The following is a 17887-nucleotide window of genomic DNA, read 5'->3' as shown; positions in this document are numbered from 1 at the left end:
CGCCAGCGTTTACCCGCTCGGCGCATGAACAGCCACCCACCGCTCGGCCAAACCGGTTCGGCAATCAGAAACGCACCTGGCGTGCCCGTCATCCGGGCGATCAACTGGGGCGGCCTGAGAACCCTCTATATCAAGGAGGTTCGCCGTTTCTTCAAGGTCCACCTCCAGACCATCTGGGCGCCGGCGATTACGACGCTGCTGTTCCTGATCGTGTTCACCATCGCGACGGGGGCGAAGCGGCCGGTTCAGGTTGGCGGCGTCGACATCCCCTTTGCCGATTTCATCGCGCCCGGCCTTATCATCAGTCAGGGGATGATGGGCCCGGCCTTCGCCAATGCCAGCTTCTCGCTGCTGGTGGGCAAGATCCAGGGCACGATCGTCGATTACCTGCAGCCGCCGTTGTCGACCGGCGAGCTACTCGGCGCACTGGTCGGGGGCGCGATGACGCGCGCGTTCATCGTCGGCTTCATCTGCTGGCTGGCCATGGCCTTGTGGCCGGACGTTCACGTGTTCCCGCGTCACCCGGTCGCCATCCTATGGTTCGGCTTCCTGGGCGCGATGTTCCTGTCGCTGCTCGGCGTGCTGACGTCGATATGGGCGGAGAAGTTCGACCATGCGGCGGCGGTCACCAACTTCGTCATCGCGCCGCTGTCGCTCCTGTCTGGCACCTTTTACTCGGTCGACCGGCTGGCGCCGGCGTTCCGCGCATTCAGTCATGCCAACCCGTTCTTCTACATCATCTCCGGCTTCCGATACGGGTTCCTCGGCACCGCCGACTCGCCCGTCCTGCTCGGCAGCGCAGTGATCCTGGCGATCGACGTCGCGCTCGCGCTGGTGTGTTACGCGCTGCTGCGGCGCGGCTGGCGGTTGAAGAGCTGATGCGCCGGCGGCTCGCCGCCACGCTGTTGCTCGCGGCGGCACCGGCCGCCGCCCAGCAGCCGCCCGCGCCCGCCGCCGCGACGACCGTCGCCGCCGATCCGGCGGTTCGCGCCAGGGCGGATCAGCTCTCCCTGTTCCTTGGCGGGTCCGGCGACGCAGAGTCGCTATTCTCGCCCGCCTTCCGATCCGCCATTCCGGCCGAGCAGTTTCGCGGGATCGCCGACAACCTGACCGCCGATCTGGGACAGCCCCGTGGCGTGGCGCGCGTGCGCGCCTTCGGTCAAGGGCGGGCGGAGATCGTGATCGGCTTCGAGCGCGGCAGCGCGACGATAGACTTGGCGCTGGAACCCGGCGATCCACACCGGATCGCCGAACTCCGCATCACCGCACGCGCCTTGGCGAACGACAGCATGGCAGCAGTGGGGTCGGCGGTCGCAGCACTGCCGGGACACGCCGCGATCGGCGTCTATGCGTTCGGCGATGGCGCCCCGCAGCCGCTGCTGGAACAGGATGCGGACCATGCCATGCCGCTGGGATCGGCGTTCAAGCTGTGGGTGTTGGCGGAGGCTGAGCGGCAGGTCGCCGCAGGGCAGCGTCGATGGGCCGACGTGGTGCGCCTCGGCCCACCCTCTCTGCCGTCGGGCATTACGCAGGGCTGGCCGCGCGGCGAACCCGTGACCGTACAGACGCTCGCCACGCTGATGATTTCGATCAGCGACAACAGCGCAACCGACACGCTGATGCGGACGCTGGGACGCGCGGCGGTCGACCGCGCCGCGGCGGGCAGCGGTTTGTCGACGCCGGTGCTCACCACGCGTGAGGCCTTCGTGCTGAAGGGTGATGCCGCGCTGCGCTGGCGCTGGTCGGCAATGACGCCGCCGGCGCGTGCCGCGCTGCTCGCCCGCGATCAGGCCCGCTTCGACGTGACGCCGCTCGCGACCGGCATCTTCGCCAAGGGCCCTGTAGCGACGGACACGGCGGAATGGTTCGCCAGCCCACGCGCCACGGCCGCGCTACTCGACCGGCTCCGTCAATCGAGCGACGCCACGACCCGCGACATACTCGCGATCAATCCGGGCGTACCGACGACGGTGGCGGAGCGGTTCGGCTACCTCGGTTTCAAGGGCGGGTCGGAGCCGGGGGTGCTGACCCTCAACTATCTGCTGCGCACGCGCTCGGGCCATGCCTATGCCGTTGCGGCCGCGTGGCACCGCACCGACGGGGAGACGCCAGAGGCGCCCTTCGCCGCGCTGGTCACCCGCGCGCTGACCCTGCTGGCGGACCGCTGACCCTCAGGCGGTCAGCGCGTCGACCAATGCCCGCACCTTCTTCTGCCGCCATTGCGGCAGCGGCGCGACCAGCCAATAGCCTTGCGAGGCGCCACGCGGTTCGCCCAGCACCACCACCCGCCCGCTGGCGATGTCGCCCGCGGCGAGCAGCTCGGGCACCGACGCGCGCCCCAGGCCGGCTGCGGCGGCGTCGATCGCCAGCCCGGCGTCCGCCACCCGCACCGCAGCCGCATTGCCGTCGTCGGGTCCGCCCGGCCAAGCGATTGCGCCATCCAGCGTTCCCGCCGGCGCCGCGACGGTAACGAAGCCGTCGGACTCCAATGCCTCGCCCTCATGCTCCCCCGGCCCCTGACCCCAGCGGATCGCCAGGTCCAGATTGGCCTCCGTGAAGTCCAGCCCCTCATCCGACGCGACCAGGGCAAAGCGTAATTCGGGATCGGCCGCCGCGATCGCGGTCAGCCGCGGCATCAGCCACTTCTCGGTCACGTCACGCGGTGCGGCGATGGTCAGCGACTTGGACGTCTGCCCCGCCTGCATCGCGCGAACCGCCTCCTCGAATTGCAGGAAGCCGTCCCGCAGCGAGGCAAGCCCCGCCTCCCCCTCCGCCGTCAGTTCTAGGCCACGGGTGGTGCGACGGAACAGGACCACGCCCAGCGTATCCTCCAACGCGCGGATCTGCTGCCCCACGGCGGCGGGGGTCACAGCCAGCTCGTCCGCCGCGCGCGTAAAGGACAGGTGCCGCGCCGCCGCATCCAGCACGCGCAACCCGTTGAGCGGCAGGTGCGTCCGCTTCATGCGCCGCCTCCGTGCTCGATCATCGCGTCACCGCCGGCGCTGTCAGCGGAAAGCGCGGAATGGCCACGTCGAACGCGTCGCCGACCGCGCCGGACACGCGGTACCGGCCCTGCATCGCGCCCGTCGGCGTCGCCAGCGGACAGCCCGACACATAGTCGTAGCTCGCTCCCGGCGCGATCACCGGCTGTTCCCCGACCACGCCCTCACCCTCCACCGAGTGGCGAGCGCCGCGTCCGTCGGTGATGATCCAGTGACGGGTCAAAAGCTGCACCTCCTCATCGCCGTCATTCTCGATGCGGATGTGATAGGCCCAGAACCAGCGCCCCCGCTCCGGCTCCGATTGTTCGGGCAGGAAGCTGACCGACACGCGCACGGTGATCCCTCGCGTGGTCGCGGCATGGGGGAACAGGGCGCGCGCGATGGTCGGGTTCACAGTCCCGCCCTGTCCAATGCCTGAGCCAGGTCGTCCAGCAGGTCGTCGACATCCTCCAGGCCTACGTTCAGGCGCAGCAAGCCCTCACGCACCCCCATCTGCTCGCGCACTTCCGCCGACACGCCGGCATGGGTGGTGGACGCGGGATGGGTCATCAGCGACCGCGAATCACCGATGTTGTTGCTGATGTCGATCAGTTCCAGCGCATCCAGCAGGGCGTGCGCCTGCTCGCGGCCGCCCGCGACCTCCAACGAAAAGATCGGGCCCGCCGCGTCCATCTGGCTCATCGCCAATGCGTGCTGCGGATGGCTGGGCAACCCTGGATAGTTCACCGTCGCGACACGCTGTTCCAGGAACTTCGCCACGATCAGCGCGCTCTCCGACTGGCGGCGGATACGCAGGTCCAGTGTTTCGAGACCCTTCAGCACCACCCACGCGTTGAACGGCGCCAGCGTCGGGCCCGTGTTGCGCGTGAACGCCAGCAGTTCCTCGTTGATGAATTGCGCACTGCCGCACACCGCACCTGCCAGCACGCGACCCTGCCCATCCATCATTTTCGTTGCGGAGTAGGCAGTGATGTCCGCGCCCAGATCCAGCGGCCGTTGCAGCGCCGGGGTGGCAAAGGCATTGTCCACGACCGTGCGGATGCCCCGCTCCCGCGCGATCGCGCAGACGGCGCGCAGGTCCACCACGTCCATGGTCGGGTTGGCCGGCGTCTCGAAGAAGAACAGCTTCGTCTCGGGCCGGACCGCGTCGACGAATTGCTGCGGATCGCGCGCGTCGATGATCGTGGTCGCAATGCCGAACCGCGGCAGCAGCGTGTCGGTCAGCCAGCGGCACGACCCGAATGCCGCGCGACCGGCGACGACGTGATCGCCCGTCTGCAACTGGCACAGCAGCGCCGCCGTCATCGCAGCCATGCCGGTCGCCATGGTCCGGCACGCCTCCGCCCCTTCGAGCAGGGCGATACGCTCCTCCAGCATCTCCACCGTCGGGTTCTGCAGGCGCGAATAGGTCATGCCCGCCTGTTCACCGGCAAAGCGTGCCGCCGCGTCTCCGGCCCGGTCGTAGCTATAGCCGGAGGTGAGGAACAAAGCCTCCGACGTTTCGCCCCATTCCGAGCGGGCGGTGCCGCCGCGGATGGCGCGGGTGGCGGGCCGCCACTTCTGCGTGACGGAGCGATCCTGACCTGTCTTGCGCTTCATGTCCGTGCCTTTGCCCGTGTCGACGGACGCTGGCAAGAAAGCGCGCTAGTCCGTTAATAGCGGCCCCATACGAAACGGGCCGACAGCGCGTAGTTCCAGACCGCGCTGACCGCGATGCCGGCCAGTGCGGGCACCACCCACGCCCCCGCCCGCGCGTCATGCAGGAAGTCGGCGACACCCACATTCGCGATGGCTCCGATGGAACAGGCGACGCAGAACGACACCCAGCCACCGAACAACTCAGCCGCGCCTTTCAGCCGTCTTTCCCGATAGGTAAGCGCGTTATTGAGGAAGAAGTTGAAGGTCATCGCGACTGCGGTCGCCAGGATCTGCGCCGCCCGGAACGGCGCATCCAGCCAGAAATGCAGCCCCCCAAGAACCGCCATATGAGGTATCACACCGATCAGCCCGATCAGGCAGAACATCGCGAACCGCACCGGCACCACCCGCCCGAACATGCGGTCGTACAGCGTGATGAGAAATTCCATCGCCACGACATGGTCGAGCTTGCTTTCCCCGACCTGCCGCGTGCGGAAGGTATAGGGCAGTTCCCGAAAACGCAGCGAACGCGGGCTGGCCATCAGGATGTCGAGCAGGATCTTGAACCCGATCGCTGCGAGATGCGGTGCCAAATCCCGCAACGTCTGCGTACGGATCATGAAGAACCCGCTCATCGGGTCGCTGACATCGGATCTCAAGACATGCCGCGAAAGCCTTGTAGCGAATGCCGATTTTGCCACGCGATCACGGTCCCAGGAACCCGTACCACCCCCGGCCACGAACCGCGATCCGATCACCAGATCCAGCGTCGGGTCGGCGGCAAGAGCGTCGGCCATCGCCGGCAGCAGCCGCTCATCATGCTGCATGTCGCCATCGATCACCGCAACCAGCGGCGCTGCCGTCGCGCACATCCCCTCCACGCACGCAGAGGCCAGACCGCGCCTACCGATGCGCTGGATCACCCGGACGCGACGATCGATCCGGCCAAGCTCCCTTGCGCTGTCGGCCGTCCCGTCCGCGCTGTCGTCGTCGACGAAGATCGCTTCCCAATTCCGCCCCGTAAGCGCCTGATCCAACGCGCTTATAAGGCGGCCGACATTGCCCTGCTCGTTGAAGGTCGGAATGACGACCGCCAGGTCGAGCGGGGGACTCACAGTCGGGCGATCACCGCATCACCAACCTGCCGCGTTGTTGCCGTCCCGCCCAGATCGGGCGTCCGGATACCGTCGGCTACCGCGCCTATCACGGCTGCCTCCAGCCGGTCGGCGAGTTCCGGTCGGGCCAGCGAATGGCGCAGCATCATCGCCGCGGACAGCATTGCCGCGCAGGGATTGGCCGCACCCTTGCCCGCGATATCGGGAGCGGAGCCATGGATCGGCTCATACAGCCCCTTGGCATCGGTGTTCAGCGCCGCCGACGGCAGCATCCCAATGGAACCGGCACACATCGACGCCTGATCGGACAGGATGTCGCCGAACAGATTGCCGGTGACGATGACGTCGAACTGGCCGGGATTGCGGACCAGCTGCATCGCGGCGTTGTCGACATACATGTGGCTGAGTTCAACATCGGCATAGTCGGCGGCGACCTCGATCACCACATCACGCCACAGCTGCGATGTTTCCAGCACGTTGGCCTTGTCCACCGAGCACAGGCGCCCCCGCCGCTTGCGTGCGGTCTCGAAGCCGACCCGTGCGATCCGCGCAACCTCATGCTCGTCATAGGCCATGATGTCATAGCCCTGGCGTGATCCGGTCGCAGTCTGCCTCTGCCCCTTTTCGCCGAAATACACGTCGCCGGTCAGCTCGCGCACGATCACCAGGTCGATCGCGCTCGCCACCTCGGGGCGGAGCGCCGACGCATCCTCCAGCCCCGGAAACAGCCGTGCCGGACGCAGATTGGCGAAAAGCGCCAACTCGCGCCTGAGTCCCAGGATCGCCTGTTCGGGACGCAGCGCGCGTTCCAGCCCGTCCAGATCGGGATCGCCGACCGCCCCGAACAGGACCGCATCCGCCCGCCGCGCCAGGTCCAGCGTCTGCTCGGGCAACGGATGCCCGCAGGCGCGATACGCCGCGCCACCCACCGGAGCCTCCTCGAACGTCAGATCATACGCCAGCGCCTCCAGCGCCCGCCGTGCTTCGGTGGTGACTTCGGGGCCGATGCCGTCGCCCGGCAGGATCGCGATCAGGGTCATGCGCCGTACCTGCCGATGCCGTCGCTCTCACGCAACCGCCCTTTTCAACCTTGCCGTCAGTCGCTGCCGCGCCGCCCCCACATCCTCCCGCCGGTCGGCCAGGATGTCGCGGTCCAGAAAATGCCCGGTCAGGCGCATGCCGTCGAAGAGGTCCGGCCAGTCTGGCGACTGGCTCCCGCCGAGCAGAAAGGGCGGCAGGCGCAGCATGCGGCCGGCATAGGTACCGGCCGCCGCCCGCGACACCGCCCCGCCACTGCGCGGGCTGACCAGATCGAACACGCCCCGCTCACCGGTCACGACGCAGCGATCCAGTGCCAGTCCGAAGCCAAGCTCCGCCAGCACCAGCAACTCGTAACGGATCAGGCCCGGCAACCATCCCCGCGCCGACGGCGCCGCCGCCAGCGCCCCGATCACGCCGTCCAGCGCCTCGTACAATCGGGGATAGGGTTGCGCCTCCGGCAGGGCCGTCGCGGTCAGGGCCGTGACCCAGGACAGCGCCGCTGCCGCCAAAGGATCGCCATGCAGAGCCGCACGGCTTTCGATCAGTTCCACCGTAAGCGACGCCAGTTGCTCCCCAGTACGCGCGCGCCATTCGCCGAGCACCGCGTTGGCCGGTTGCAGCACGGGCCTGAGGACACGCGACCGCCCACCCCGAACATAGCCGGGCTGCATGCCGTCGGCCGGCGTCAGTGCGCGCACGATCGCACCATGCTCCCCATGCGGGCGGACGGAGAGGATCAGGGCCGGCGCGACGATATGCACGGGGGCGATATAGGGCACGACACGCGCGCGGCGCAGCCCCCGTCAGGGCAGCAACCGCGCTCGGTCATCCCGCGCGTTCGGCGACCAGATTGGACCAGAGCTGTTCCGCCTGCCGCAAACGCGTCCGCAGCAGGGCGGGCGGCAACGGGCGTTCGCCACCGTCCGGCCGCAACGGCGGCATGTCGGCGAAATGGCTCGTCGGCAGCGTGTCGCTTCGCTCCGCCAGCATCGCGCACAGGGCGTCGAACCGGCGCACATGCACCGCGTTCACCGCGTCCCGCGTCCGATTGGCGAGTTCGAAGCTGTGACTGACGATCGTTACCGCGGCATGATCGTGGGTCGCGGCGTGATCCAGCGCGGCCCGCGCTTCCCCGGAGGACAGGGCACAAATCTGAAACGGCCGCAGATGGCCGGGGCGGTCCTCGATCAGGGTCACCGGCACCTCCACCAGATGGTGGCGCGTGGGGCCGATCAGCTCCGGCGGCAGGTCGATCCCGGGACGATCCAGCGGTTCCGCGCCATTGTGGCTGCTGTCATAGCGGAAATCGAGCGCCGCCAGCGCCGCCAGCGTATCGTCATTCGCCGCATAGCCCCCGGCCCGAAACGCGATCGGCCGGGGCGCGCCAGCCGCCACCAGCAAGTCGGTCGCGCGCGTCAAAAGCTCCAGCTGCTCACCAGCATCATATTCGTTCAGGTAGAACCGCGCATGAGCGGCCCCGCCATCGCCGACCCGCGCGCCCGCCCAATTGGCGTGGCAATGCAGCTGCACCTCCTGCCCCGCCTCCAGCACCGCTTCGACCATGCGCGCGATCGGCGCCACGCCGTAAGGGATGGCCGGCATCGGATCGATGAAGAAGCACCCCTTCAACCCCCACCGCCCCATTCGCTCCAGATGGAAGCGCAGGCCGACGCCCGCCGGCTCCACCGACCGGTCATAGATCGCGGACAGGTCGCGGCCATCGGCATGGTCACGCCACGCGAATTCGGTGTCGACGGTGAGGAAGACCGGGGTCGCCATGCCCCGGTCCTAGTCCCATGCTGGTGAAGAAAGCCTGATCGTCCGGCACGCCCCGCTCAATGCGCGTGGTAAAAGTCGTACACCTGCTGCGCCACCGCTGCCGACACGCCGGGCGCGCGCTTCAGGTCGTCCAGGCTGGCGTTGCGGACCGCGCGTCCAGTTCCGAAGTGCATCAGCAGCGCCTTCTTTCGCGCGGGCCCGATACCCGGTACCTCGTCCAGCGGACTGGCGCCGATCGCCTTGGCCCGCTTTTCCCGGTGCGCACCGATCGCGAACCGGTGCACTTCGTCGCGCAAGCGCTGGAGGTAGAACAGCACCGGCGAGTTGACCGGCAACGTCAATTCGCGCTCATCCATCAGGTGGAACACCTCTCGGCCCTCGCGTCCGTGATGCGGCCCCTTCGCGACCCCGACCAGGCACACGTCCTCGATTCCAAGGTCCTCCAGCACGCCCTTCACCGCGTTCAACTGGCCACGTCCGCCATCGATCAGCACCAGGTCGGGCCAGGTGCCATCGTCACGATCCGGCGCCTCCTCAAGCTGGCGTGCGAAGCGACGGCGAAACACCTCCCGCATCATGCCGAAATCGTCGCCGGGGATGGTGTCCTTCCCCTTGATGTTGAACTTGCGGTACTGGCCCTTGCGGTACCCTTCGGGGCCCGCGACCACCATCGCGCCCAGCGCACTGGTACCCTGGATGTGGCTGTTGTCGTACACCTCGATCCGATCCGGAGGCTCGGCCAGGTCGAACAGGTCCGCCACCTCGCGGAGCAGCTTCGCCTGCGTCGTCGATTCGGCGAGCCGCCGTTCCAGCGCCTCGCGCGCGTTGCGCTTCGCCTGATCCATCAGGCGCCGTCGATCGCCCCGCTGCGGCACGGACAGCGACACCTTGTATCCCGCACGCGCGCCCAGGGCCTCAGATAACAGCTCGCCCTCACCCACTTCACGATCGACCAGAATCGTGCGCGGCGGCGGCACCTCCTCGTAGAATTGGGTCAGAAAGCTCAACATCACTTCGTCTTCCGGCACGTCCGCGACATGCGCGGGGAAGAAGCTGCGATGCCCCCAGTTCTGGCCGCCCCGGATAAAGAACGCCTGGATCCCGATCACCCCCTCCAGACAGGCGAGGGCGAAGACGTCAGCGTCGCCGACCCCCTCGGCGTTGATCGCCTGAGTGCCCTGGATGAAGGTCAGCGCCTTCAACCGATCGCGCAGCACGGCCGCCAGCTCGAAATCCATCGCCTCCGCCGCGGCCTGCATCTGGCTGCCGAGCTTTGCCTGGACCTGGGTCGACTTGCCGCCGAGGAAGTTCTTCGCATCCGCGACCAGCTCGGCATAATCCTCCCGAGAGATGCGACCGACGCACGGGGCGGAACATCGCTTGATCTGATACAGCAGGCAAGGCCGGTCGCGCGTCTTGAAAAAGCCGTCGGTACAGGAGCGTAGCAGGAACAGTTTCTGCAGCGCGTTCAACGTGTTGTTGACCGATCCTGCGCTGGCGAAGGGGCCGTAGTAATTGCCCACCGCTCGCCGCGCCCCGCGATGCTTCTGGACGCGTGGGAAGTCGGTGTCGGCACGCAGCAGGATAAACGGGAAGCTTTTGTCATCGCGCAGCAGCACGTTGTACGCGGGGCGAAAGCTCTTGATGAGCTGCGCCTCCAGCAGCAACGCCTCCGCCTCGTTGTTGGTGGTCACGATGGTCATCGCGCGGGTCTGCGACACCATGCGCTGGAGCCGCTTCGGCAGCTGCTTGACCTGCGTGTAGTTCGCAACCCGCTGTTTCAGCGACCGCGCCTTGCCGACGTAGAGTACGTCGCCCTTCGCATCCTGCATCCGGTACACGCCGGATCGGTTAGGCAGCGTTTTCAGCACGTTGCGGATCGCCGCCACACCCGCGTCGAGGTCGGGCGTGTCGCTACCGCGAACGGTGTAAGTGGCTTTTTCTTCGTTGAAACGATCGGGGGGGCCGTAGCCTGACATGCCGCCCATGTAGGGGCCGAGGAGTCACACCGCCAGCGGCTTCTATCGCCCTTCGAACCGCCGTTTGCGGGCTGGGGCCGTCTTGGTGGCTGGAGCGGTCACCGATGGCGAAGAGTCGGCCGATTCCGATGCCGCGATACCTCCCGGGGAGATCGTCGCCAGATCACGGCCGACCTGCTCGATCAGGCCCATGGTAAGTTGACCACCCGTCATGGGTTGGAACTGCCGCAGCGACAGGTCGCGGAACTTGGCCAGATTCTCGTCGTCGCTCAGCCCTGGCAGGTCGCGGTCGAGTATGGCCTTTGCAGCGGGATCGGCGATCAAACGGCGGATCGGCGTATCAAGGCCGAAGGTGGCGATATCCGTCGGAGCGTCAGCAATATCCGGTGCAGCAGGCGCAGGTTGAGGCGGCGCAGGCTCAGGAGCCGACACAACTGCCGGCCCGGACGTGGTCTCGACCTCCCGTACGCGCGGCGGCACCACCTGATCGTCGACAGGGACGTTGCCCAGATCGAGTTTGAACGCGTCCGCTGCCTTTGCGGCATTCTTCTGCAAAGGCGCAGCGCTGGCGGCGGCAGGCAGGGCGCCGACCAGCGCCCCAACCAAAGTCACTGAAACCAGACGCCTGTCCATCGGCCGCTCTCCGCCTACACCGTCAACAGGATAGCGTGAGATCGGAAGCCGGGAAAGCGCTGGGCGATGAACTCAGTGCGGGCGACCCAAGCCGGCAATCGCGCGGTCGACCATCATCCGGTCGGCGCCCGCGTCATGACGCTCCGCGATGATCAGCGCGGCCGCACGCGCCGCCGCCTCCGCCGCACGCTCGCGCACTTCCGCAATAGCGCCATGCTCGGCCGCAGCGATGCGATCTTCGGCTATCTTCGCGCGGCGCGTCATCAGGTTCTCGGCATCCGCCTTCGCCTTGGCGATGATCTCGTTCGCTTCCTGCTTGGCGTGCGCTCGCATCGTCTCGGCATCGGCCGTGGCAGCCCTGGCGCGCGCCTCATACTCAGCCTTCAGCGCCTCGGCCTCTGCGCGCAGGCGACCGGCTTCGTCCAACTGGCTGCGCACCGCCTGAATGCGCGAGTCCAGCATGCGTGCGATGGCCGCGGGAACGCGCCACACCACCATGCCGGCCAGCACGACCAGCGCCGCGATGCCCACCCAGCCGGTGGAGTTCAGGCCAAGCGCGGTCGGATCGGCGACATGCTCCGGCCCGCCTTCTGCGGTCGTGCCGCTCTGGGTGCCCTCAAGGCCGTTGCCGTTGCGGATGTCGTACGGCTTCAGCGGCTGGCCCGATGCGGCATCCTGCAGATTGGCCGCAACGGTTGCGTTGGGATGGGTAACGGGATCAGCCATGAACCGTGGTCCTGCGCACCGCGTCTGCGGCGACCTCTTCGCTGACCTCGACACTCGCCAGCTTTGCCGCCAGCGTGCGCGCCGCGTCAGCGGCAATGTCCTGAAGGTTGGCCATCGCCTGCGCCTTGGCATTGGCGATGGCCACCTCGTGATGGGCGAGCCGTTCGGTAAGTTCGGCATCGGCATGCGCCAGCTGCGTCTCGCTGGTACGAGAAGCCTGCGCCTTTGCCGCCGCGATGTCCGCCTGGGCGGTCGCACGCGCCGCATCGGTGGCAGCGCGCCACGCGTCCTCGGTTCGATCGGCCGTGACCCGCGCCGCCTCCGCCGCGCTCAGATCCGCTGCGATCCGCGCCTCGCGCGCATCGACATTGGCGACGACGCGCGTGACCATACCCCGCCCCACAACGAAGTAGAGCAGGCCAAAGGTGACCAGCAGCCAGAAGATCTGGGATGCGTAGGTTGCGGTGATCTGCGAAATCTGGGGCATCGGCTCGCCTATTGCCGCCGCCGGGCCCATGCGGCGCCCGGCGGATCGACAGGATTGGATGTTACGCGACGAACACCAGGATGATCATCGTCACGAAGGCCAGCAGGCCGAGCAGCTCGGCGGCCGCGAAGCCGATGAACAGACGGCCTTGCTGGCTGTCAGCGGCGCCCGGATTGCGCAGCGCGCCTTCCAGGAACTTCGCGAACACGTTGCCCACGCCCAGCGCGGCCAGGCCCATGCCGATCGCGGCCAGACCGGCACCCAGCATCTTGGCGGCTTCTGCGTCCATGTCAGTCTACTCCAGTTTCAAACTTGTCGGTGTGTACGAAGAACGGGCGGAATTGCCCGATCAGTGAAGGTTGACGGCGTCGTTCAGGTACACGCTGGTCAGCAGCGCGAAGACGTACGCCTGGATCGCGGCGACCAGCAGCTCCAGCAGCGTGATGCCGATCATCAGGACGAAGCTGGGCAGCGTGATGATCGCCGCATAGCCCACGCCGAGATTGATGCCGTTGATGACGAACCCGGCCAGCACCTTGAGCAGGATGTGCCCCGCCGTCATGGCGACAAACAGTCGCAGGCCCAGGCTGAACGGCCGCACCAGAAAGCTGAGCAGTTCCACCACGAAGATCAGCGGGATCATCAGCACGGGCGTGCCATGCGGCACGAACAGGCTGAAGAAGTGGAAGCCGTGCCGGCCGAAGCCGACGATCAGGACAATGGAAAAGCTGATGATCGCCAGCACGCCGGTCACCGTCAGGTGGCTGGTAATGGTGAAGGGATGCCAGCCCGGCACGACGCCGAACGGCAACAAGCCCAGCACGTTGGCGAACAGAATGAACATGAAGAGCGAGAAGACGTACGGGACGAAGCGCTTGCCCTCCGGCCCGATGTTCGACGTCAGCATGCCCTGTACGAAGCCGGTGAAGCCCTCCACCGCCGCCTGCCAGCGGCCGGGCACCAGTTCGCGCTTCATGCCACCCAGCATGAACACGGCCAGGCTGGCGACCGTGATCACCATCCACAACGCCGAATTGGTGAAGGACAGGTCGTATCCGTTCACGATCCAGTGCCGACCGAACAACGGTTCGATCAGGAACTGGTGCATGGGATCGATCTTGCCGCCCTGTTCTGCCGCCACGTCCACTTTTCCCAAATGCAAACAAACGCCCAGGTCAGCCCGGGCGTCCGCCAGCGATCCGAATAATCTGCCTGAACGCGACCGCTATTCCAAGGAACAGCATCACGATCAGCCCCCAGGGGCTCGTCCCGAACCAGCGGTCTATACACCAGCCGATCAGGGCACTGCCGACAAGGCTGCCGATCAACGCGGCGAGAACCCGGTTTCCGAGCGAGTAGCCGACATCCTCCGCCGGCCGGACCTGCCCGGTCCTGAGCGCCTCGCGATGCCGCGCCTCCTTCAACCGCTCATCGAGCGCCTGGAGTCGCGGATCCTCCGCATCGTCACCAACCTGCCCGGGACCGTTCGCCACGCGCCACCCTCACCTGCAACACATATGTTCCGGGAAGAAGCGCACCGACCGGCGAGCGACCCCGCCAAGACGCGATCCGTTTAGGTGGGGGGGTACGGGGTGTCAACCGCGCAGCATGCCTGCGCCGCAACCCCGCGGCGCGGCGGCTACCACGCCGATCGTCGCCTCAGGTCAGACGCAACGACCGTCGCGCGTCGGCGCGCCACCGGTGCGGGTGTGCCAGCTACCGTCCGGCCCCTTGTACTTTTCGCCGGCGGAGGTCTGGGCGATCAGGTTGCACCCGCTGGTGAACGCCATCTGCTCCACCGTCGCACCGGACGCCTGCGCCTTGGCGGTGTAGGCGGCCTTGCGCTGGATGTTGATGCTGTTGACCAGCCGCTGGAGGTCGCCCGATCCACCCGCGACCACGCCCAGATAGCCGTCCGGCTGCTCACCGACCTGGCCGGCCGCGCGCGCCGCCGCATAGGCCGGATCGCGCTGCGCCTGAGCCGCGGTCGCCAGCCCTGCGGCGGCGAGAAGAACAATGGGGGTGAAGAAAATCCTGGTCATGGCTCAAAAGATTCCCGGGTTCTGCTGGATCAGCGTCTTTGCCTCGTTGTCGAGACGATACACCACTTCCTGCGTTACGGAGATGTTGAGATTGATCTCGATCGGCTTTTCCGGCGCGGAGATGTTGACGCATCCGCCGCATCCCGCGCCTGCCAGCACGATCGTGCCCAGCACCGCCATTCTGGCTGTCGCAACCCTTGTCATCGTCCGTCCTTGTCCCTCTCTATCGGGGTATGGCTTGCCGGCGGCTGAACGGTGGCCGCCGATGGCGTGGCCTGTATCGCCACCCTATTCTGCTGCTCGATCAACGCGGGCAGGTTGCGGCTGATCAGCCGGCTGGGGTCGTAGAAGCCTTGTGCCGAATCGATCAGGCCGCGGAATGGCGCCTTGATGCGGACGTTGAACACGAACGGCAGTCGCTGGAGCCGGCGGATCAGCACGTTGCTGATCGCGCCCTTGCCCTGGCTGATGCCGCTGAACCGTACGTCGGTCACCATCTCGCCCGCCAGCGGCCCATTCATGGCGATGCGCAGGTCGCGGTATCGGAGCGACCGCAGAGCTCCAAACGCCAGATTGCCCCAGAAGCCCAGGTTTCGGCGGCTCACCTCGCCCAGATAGGCGATGCTGCCGCCGCCGGCACGTACCTCCAGCTTGCCGTTCTCTATCCGGCCGCCGTTCACATCGAACACCATAGGCAGCGTGCCGTCGAAGGTGCCCGTCGCCTCAAGGTTCTTGAAGTCGAATTGTTGCAGGAACTGGTCCGCCGCAACTCCGGCGACCGTGAAGGTCATGCGTCGTTCACCCGCCGTGCCGAAATCGAGCAGTGCCGGCTCAAGCGTCAGCGTGCCGCCCGCGAACGGCCAACGCGCGCCCTCCACCCGGACCCGCGCGTTCGGCAGCAACTGGAAGGAGGCGGTGCCGTTCTCGACCGGCACGCCCGGATTGATCGAGGCGATCGTCGCGATCTGCCCAGGCGCGCTTTCCAGGGCGAGCAGGTCGGTGAAGTGGATATGGGTCTGCAACCCCGTCACCGGGCCGAACGCGGCCGCCAGGTCCATGCCGTCCGTGCCGAAATCGCCCGAACTGGTGACGCCATCCACGGTCCATGCGATCCGCCCTTCCCCCTTCACGATCCCGCGCACGTCGGCGACCACGCCAAAGGTCAACCGGGTCAGTTGATCCGGCTGCAAGGTCTTGGAGAACGTTACCCCTGGCACGCGCAGAACGGCATTGCCGCTGCCGTTCGCCAAGCGGTGGTCGATGACCACATCGGCGACATGGCTGCCGGTCGTCGGTTCGGTCAGAGCGCCGGCCGCGTGGATGACGCCGTCGACCAGCGTCAGCGCGACCTCCTTTGCAGCAAGCGGCTCGAAACGCGCAGGGGTGGCGGTGTCGCTGACCTTCAGCGCCCCGGACAGGCTCAGCCGCTGTTGCGCGAATCGCCAGCGGCCTTCCGCGTTGGACAGGGCCAGCGGCACCGCGCCGATCCGACCATCGGCGCCCGAAAATCCGCCGCCGATCCCGCCGCCCCCGAACCGCCCATCCAGAGCAGCGACGTCCAGGCGGCTGACCCGGTCACCACTCCCCAGCCGCGCCGCGACGCCGGTGAGCGCGAAGCGGGCATCCGCCAAAGTGCCTCGCGCGCCGGCCCAGTCGAGCGTCAGCGGCGTGCCGCCGAGCCGGCCTTTCAGGCGGGTGAGACCGATGCGCCCGCCACCGCCGACACGCCCCGCCTTCACTGCAACGAGAGCCTCTCCCTCGGCGCAGACGCGCAGGGTGGCCGGCGCAAGCACCAGTCCGCCCGTCGCCAGACGCCGCCATCCCACCTGACTGCAACCGGGATTGACCGCAATGTCGTTGCCAAGGGATCGCACGGCGAGAGGAAGGTCCAGCCCCTCGACGAACCCGCCACTCATCGGGCCGGACATCACCGCCCGTCCGCTTGCCTGCCATCCCTGTCGCGTCACCGACACGTCGATCGGTGTAGTCGCCAGCCTCGCGGCCCCTGCCGCATAGGGCGCCATCGCGACCGTCGCACCCAGTCGCTCGCCGGATCGGCGGGGTCGGGTCTCGACCCGCACCTTCGGCAGGCCACCGCCGCTGAGGGAAATCCGTCCCTGCCCGATCGGCATCCGCCACCAGTTGGATGCGAACAGGTCCAGCGGCTGGTCGGATACCAGACGCGCGCCGGACGCCGAATGCGCCACGACCGACCGGATTGTCAGCGAGCGCGTACCCGGCGCATCCGTCACCTCCACGCCCGCGCGCGCGTCGAACAACCGTGCCGCCTGATCCACCCGGGATGCAACCTGTCGCGCGATCGGGCCGACCGGGCTGTTCGCCCCCGCGGTCGCCCACTTCGTGGCAAGCGCACGCCAGCGCGGCGCGACGGCCGCGTTGCGGACCCCGATCAGCAAACCCGTGGTGCCGCCCGACCCTTGAGGATCGGCGACCACCGCCACATGTCCATCGTCGACCCGCAGACCACCGGCCGCCGTCACCTCCTGCGCCCGACCCGGTGCGCCAGCCACGTCGCGCGCCGCCAGTTCCGCGCGACCGACCCATGACCGCGCCGTACCGTGGCCGTTCAATGTCGCCTGCACCGCCGCAGCGCTCAGGTTCGGGTGCCTGAATGCCGCGCTGGTCAGCGCGACCTGCCCGTCCAGGCGATCGAGTGCGGAGCCGAACCCGACCGCCAGCTTTGCGATGGGACGCTCCACGGCGGCCTCTCCGCATGCCATTCGACGCGCGCCCAACGGCCCGGTCAGCGTCGGTGCCCCACCTTTCGTCGTCACCCGCGCATCCAGGGCCATCCCGGATGCCGCGCACCCGCTTAGCGCCAGCCGATCCGCGCGCCCAAGGATTCGCCCATCAAAGCCGCCAGACAGCCGCCCTTTGCCGCTCAGGCGCAACGCCACCGGACCGGCAGGCGTCGCCAGCGCCACTCGCCCATCCTGAAGGTCGAGGTCGAATTCCGGCAACCTTGCCGGACCGCCCGAGGATTGGGGCAGCAATCGGTCGATGCTTCCCAATGTCAGACGACCGTCAGCGATTCGGGCACGCAGCCGGACATGCCCGGCGCGAACGCCGTCCAGCCGCGCACCGAACAGCCTGACCACCGTCTGCGTCTCGATCCAGTCCGCCGTCAAATCCGGATGCGTCGGATCGCCGATCGTCACATCGGTCAGCCGCTGCCGCCCGAAACCCAGGTTCGTGATGCGATAATGCGCAGCGACGCCGCGCCGGGCCAGCTCGCGGTTGATGAAATGCTCCGCCACCGGCTTGCGTGCCAGCCACAGCCCGCCGGCGGCGCACAGCAGCACGGTCGCCGTCCCCGCCGCCAGCTGGTGGCGGTGGCGGTGGCGGTGGCGCCACCGCCTGCCTGGCCGCCCTTCCGGCGTCTCGTCCTGTTCCTGACCGTCCAGCACCCTCGATCCCGCCACTT

General features: G+C 67.7%; 19 protein-coding genes. 2 read left to right on the top strand and 17 right to left on the bottom strand.

The window, feature by feature from the left end; all coding sequences use genetic code 11:
- The first annotated feature begins 24 nt into the window (after nt 1-24).
- A complete protein-coding gene (locus BMX37_RS01820) occupies nt 25-879 on the top strand; it encodes an ABC transporter permease (protein WP_093663754.1) in 855 nt (284 codons plus the stop codon).
- Nucleotides 879-2168: a serine hydrolase gene (locus BMX37_RS01815; RefSeq protein WP_244501339.1), complete on the top strand. Its 1290-nt coding sequence runs from the start codon at nt 879-881 to the stop codon at nt 2166-2168. Before BMX37_RS01820 ends, BMX37_RS01815 begins: the two co-directional genes overlap by 1 nt.
- Before the next feature lie 3 nt (nt 2169-2171).
- On the opposite strand, the gene BMX37_RS01810 is transcribed toward BMX37_RS01815, so the two are convergent.
- The 17 genes from BMX37_RS01810 to BMX37_RS01730 form a co-directional block, all read right to left on the bottom strand.
- On the bottom strand, nt 2172-2963 hold the full coding sequence (locus BMX37_RS01810) for a LysR family transcriptional regulator (protein WP_093663752.1): 792 nt from the start codon (nt 2961-2963) through the stop codon (nt 2172-2174).
- Between the two features lie 19 nt (nt 2964-2982).
- Nucleotides 2983-3396 carry a Co2+/Mg2+ efflux protein ApaG gene (apaG, locus tag BMX37_RS01805; RefSeq protein ID WP_244501338.1) on the bottom strand — a complete coding sequence of 138 codons (414 nt, stop codon included), beginning with the start codon at nt 3394-3396 and terminating at the stop codon, nt 2983-2985.
- Entirely contained in the window at nt 3393-4601 is a 1209-nt protein-coding gene (locus tag BMX37_RS01800; RefSeq protein ID WP_093663751.1) for a trans-sulfuration enzyme family protein, read from the bottom strand. Before BMX37_RS01800 ends, apaG begins: the two co-directional genes overlap by 4 nt.
- A gap of 53 nt (nt 4602-4654) precedes the next feature.
- Complete coding sequence (locus BMX37_RS01795; protein ID WP_093663750.1) at nt 4655-5755, bottom strand: glycosyltransferase; 1101 nt, start codon at nt 5753-5755, stop codon at nt 4655-4657.
- Nucleotides 5752-6795 carry a 3-isopropylmalate dehydrogenase gene (gene leuB / locus BMX37_RS01790; RefSeq protein ID WP_093663749.1) on the bottom strand — a complete coding sequence of 348 codons (1044 nt, stop codon included), beginning with the start codon at nt 6793-6795 and terminating at the stop codon, nt 5752-5754. The genes BMX37_RS01795 and leuB overlap by 4 nt, the downstream gene beginning before the upstream one ends.
- A 27-nt stretch (nt 6796-6822) precedes the next feature.
- On the bottom strand, nt 6823-7557 hold the full coding sequence (recO, locus tag BMX37_RS01785) for a DNA repair protein RecO (protein ID WP_093664228.1): 735 nt from the start codon (nt 7555-7557) through the stop codon (nt 6823-6825).
- A gap of 64 nt (nt 7558-7621) precedes the next feature.
- Entirely contained in the window at nt 7622-8575 is a 954-nt protein-coding gene (locus BMX37_RS01780) for a polysaccharide deacetylase family protein (RefSeq protein WP_093663748.1), read from the bottom strand.
- A gap of 56 nt (nt 8576-8631) precedes the next feature.
- Nucleotides 8632-10563: an excinuclease ABC subunit UvrC gene (gene uvrC, locus BMX37_RS01775; protein WP_170841791.1), complete on the bottom strand. Its 1932-nt coding sequence runs from the start codon at nt 10561-10563 to the stop codon at nt 8632-8634.
- A 33-nt stretch (nt 10564-10596) separates the two neighbouring features.
- A complete protein-coding gene (locus BMX37_RS01770) occupies nt 10597-11187 on the bottom strand; it encodes a hypothetical protein (RefSeq protein WP_139197936.1) in 591 nt (196 codons plus the stop codon).
- Between the two features lie 72 nt (nt 11188-11259).
- Entirely contained in the window at nt 11260-11913 is a 654-nt protein-coding gene (locus BMX37_RS01765) for a F0F1 ATP synthase subunit B family protein (RefSeq protein ID WP_093663746.1), read from the bottom strand.
- Nucleotides 11906-12400 carry a F0F1 ATP synthase subunit B family protein gene (locus BMX37_RS01760; RefSeq protein WP_093664226.1) on the bottom strand — a complete coding sequence of 165 codons (495 nt, stop codon included), beginning with the start codon at nt 12398-12400 and terminating at the stop codon, nt 11906-11908. Before BMX37_RS01760 ends, BMX37_RS01765 begins: the two co-directional genes overlap by 8 nt.
- A 61-nt stretch (nt 12401-12461) precedes the next feature.
- Nucleotides 12462-12689: a F0F1 ATP synthase subunit C gene (locus tag BMX37_RS01755; protein WP_093663745.1), complete on the bottom strand. Its 228-nt coding sequence runs from the start codon at nt 12687-12689 to the stop codon at nt 12462-12464.
- A gap of 60 nt (nt 12690-12749) precedes the next feature.
- Entirely contained in the window at nt 12750-13508 is a 759-nt protein-coding gene (locus BMX37_RS01750; RefSeq protein WP_093664225.1) for a F0F1 ATP synthase subunit A, read from the bottom strand.
- Nucleotides 13509-13575: 67 nt separating this feature from the next.
- Nucleotides 13576-13893, bottom strand: a complete 318-nt coding sequence (locus BMX37_RS01745; protein WP_093663744.1) for an AtpZ/AtpI family protein — start codon at nt 13891-13893, stop codon at nt 13576-13578.
- A 171-nt stretch (nt 13894-14064) separates the two neighbouring features.
- On the bottom strand, nt 14065-14442 hold the full coding sequence (locus BMX37_RS01740) for a YdbL family probable chaperone protein (protein ID WP_093663743.1): 378 nt from the start codon (nt 14440-14442) through the stop codon (nt 14065-14067).
- Nucleotides 14443-14445: 3 nt separating this feature from the next.
- On the bottom strand, nt 14446-14646 hold the full coding sequence (locus BMX37_RS01735) for a YnbE family lipoprotein (RefSeq protein ID WP_093663742.1): 201 nt from the start codon (nt 14644-14646) through the stop codon (nt 14446-14448).
- Nucleotides 14643-17885 (bottom strand): intermembrane phospholipid transport YdbH family protein, encoded by a 3243-nt coding sequence (locus tag BMX37_RS01730; RefSeq protein ID WP_139197934.1) that lies wholly within the window; start codon nt 17883-17885, stop codon nt 14643-14645. The genes BMX37_RS01735 and BMX37_RS01730 overlap by 4 nt, the downstream gene beginning before the upstream one ends.
- Nucleotides 17886-17887: the final 2 nt, after the last annotated feature.

Origin of the sequence: Sphingomonas gellani (genome assembly GCF_900110035.1) — a bacterium.
Classification (GTDB): domain Bacteria; phylum Pseudomonadota; class Alphaproteobacteria; order Sphingomonadales; family Sphingomonadaceae; genus Sphingomonas; species Sphingomonas gellani.
The sequence above is the reverse complement of the archived record's forward strand: the minus strand, read 5'-3'. Positions and strand labels throughout refer to the sequence as shown.

What these genes read in the sequence shown, in the direction of transcription:
- leuB (WP_093663749.1), bottom strand. Translation starts at nt 6,795, where the DNA reads ATGACCCTGATCGCGATCCTGCCGGGCGACGGCATCGGCCCCGAAGTC.
- BMX37_RS01760 (WP_093664226.1), bottom strand. Translation starts at nt 12,400, where the DNA reads ATGCCCCAGATTTCGCAGATCACCGCAACCTACGCATCCCAGATCTTC.
- BMX37_RS01815 (WP_244501339.1), top strand. Translation starts at nt 879, where the DNA reads ATGCGCCGGCGGCTCGCCGCCACGCTGTTGCTCGCGGCGGCACCGGCC.
- BMX37_RS01820 (WP_093663754.1), top strand. Translation starts at nt 25, where the DNA reads ATGAACAGCCACCCACCGCTCGGCCAAACCGGTTCGGCAATCAGAAAC.
- BMX37_RS01735 (WP_093663742.1), bottom strand. Translation starts at nt 14,646, where the DNA reads ATGACAAGGGTTGCGACAGCCAGAATGGCGGTGCTGGGCACGATCGTG.
- BMX37_RS01740 (WP_093663743.1), bottom strand. Translation starts at nt 14,442, where the DNA reads ATGACCAGGATTTTCTTCACCCCCATTGTTCTTCTCGCCGCCGCAGGG.
- uvrC (WP_170841791.1), bottom strand. Translation starts at nt 10,563, where the DNA reads ATGGGCGGCATGTCAGGCTACGGCCCCCCCGATCGTTTCAACGAAGAA.
- BMX37_RS01765 (WP_093663746.1), bottom strand. Translation starts at nt 11,913, where the DNA reads ATGGCTGATCCCGTTACCCATCCCAACGCAACCGTTGCGGCCAATCTG.
- BMX37_RS01800 (WP_093663751.1), bottom strand. Translation starts at nt 4,601, where the DNA reads ATGAAGCGCAAGACAGGTCAGGATCGCTCCGTCACGCAGAAGTGGCGG.
- BMX37_RS01750 (WP_093664225.1), bottom strand. Translation starts at nt 13,508, where the DNA reads ATGCACCAGTTCCTGATCGAACCGTTGTTCGGTCGGCACTGGATCGTG.
- BMX37_RS01810 (WP_093663752.1), bottom strand. Translation starts at nt 2,963, where the DNA reads ATGAAGCGGACGCACCTGCCGCTCAACGGGTTGCGCGTGCTGGATGCG.
- BMX37_RS01755 (WP_093663745.1), bottom strand. Translation starts at nt 12,689, where the DNA reads ATGGACGCAGAAGCCGCCAAGATGCTGGGTGCCGGTCTGGCCGCGATC.
- BMX37_RS01780 (WP_093663748.1), bottom strand. Translation starts at nt 8,575, where the DNA reads ATGGCGACCCCGGTCTTCCTCACCGTCGACACCGAATTCGCGTGGCGT.
- BMX37_RS01770 (WP_139197936.1), bottom strand. Translation starts at nt 11,187, where the DNA reads ATGGACAGGCGTCTGGTTTCAGTGACTTTGGTTGGGGCGCTGGTCGGC.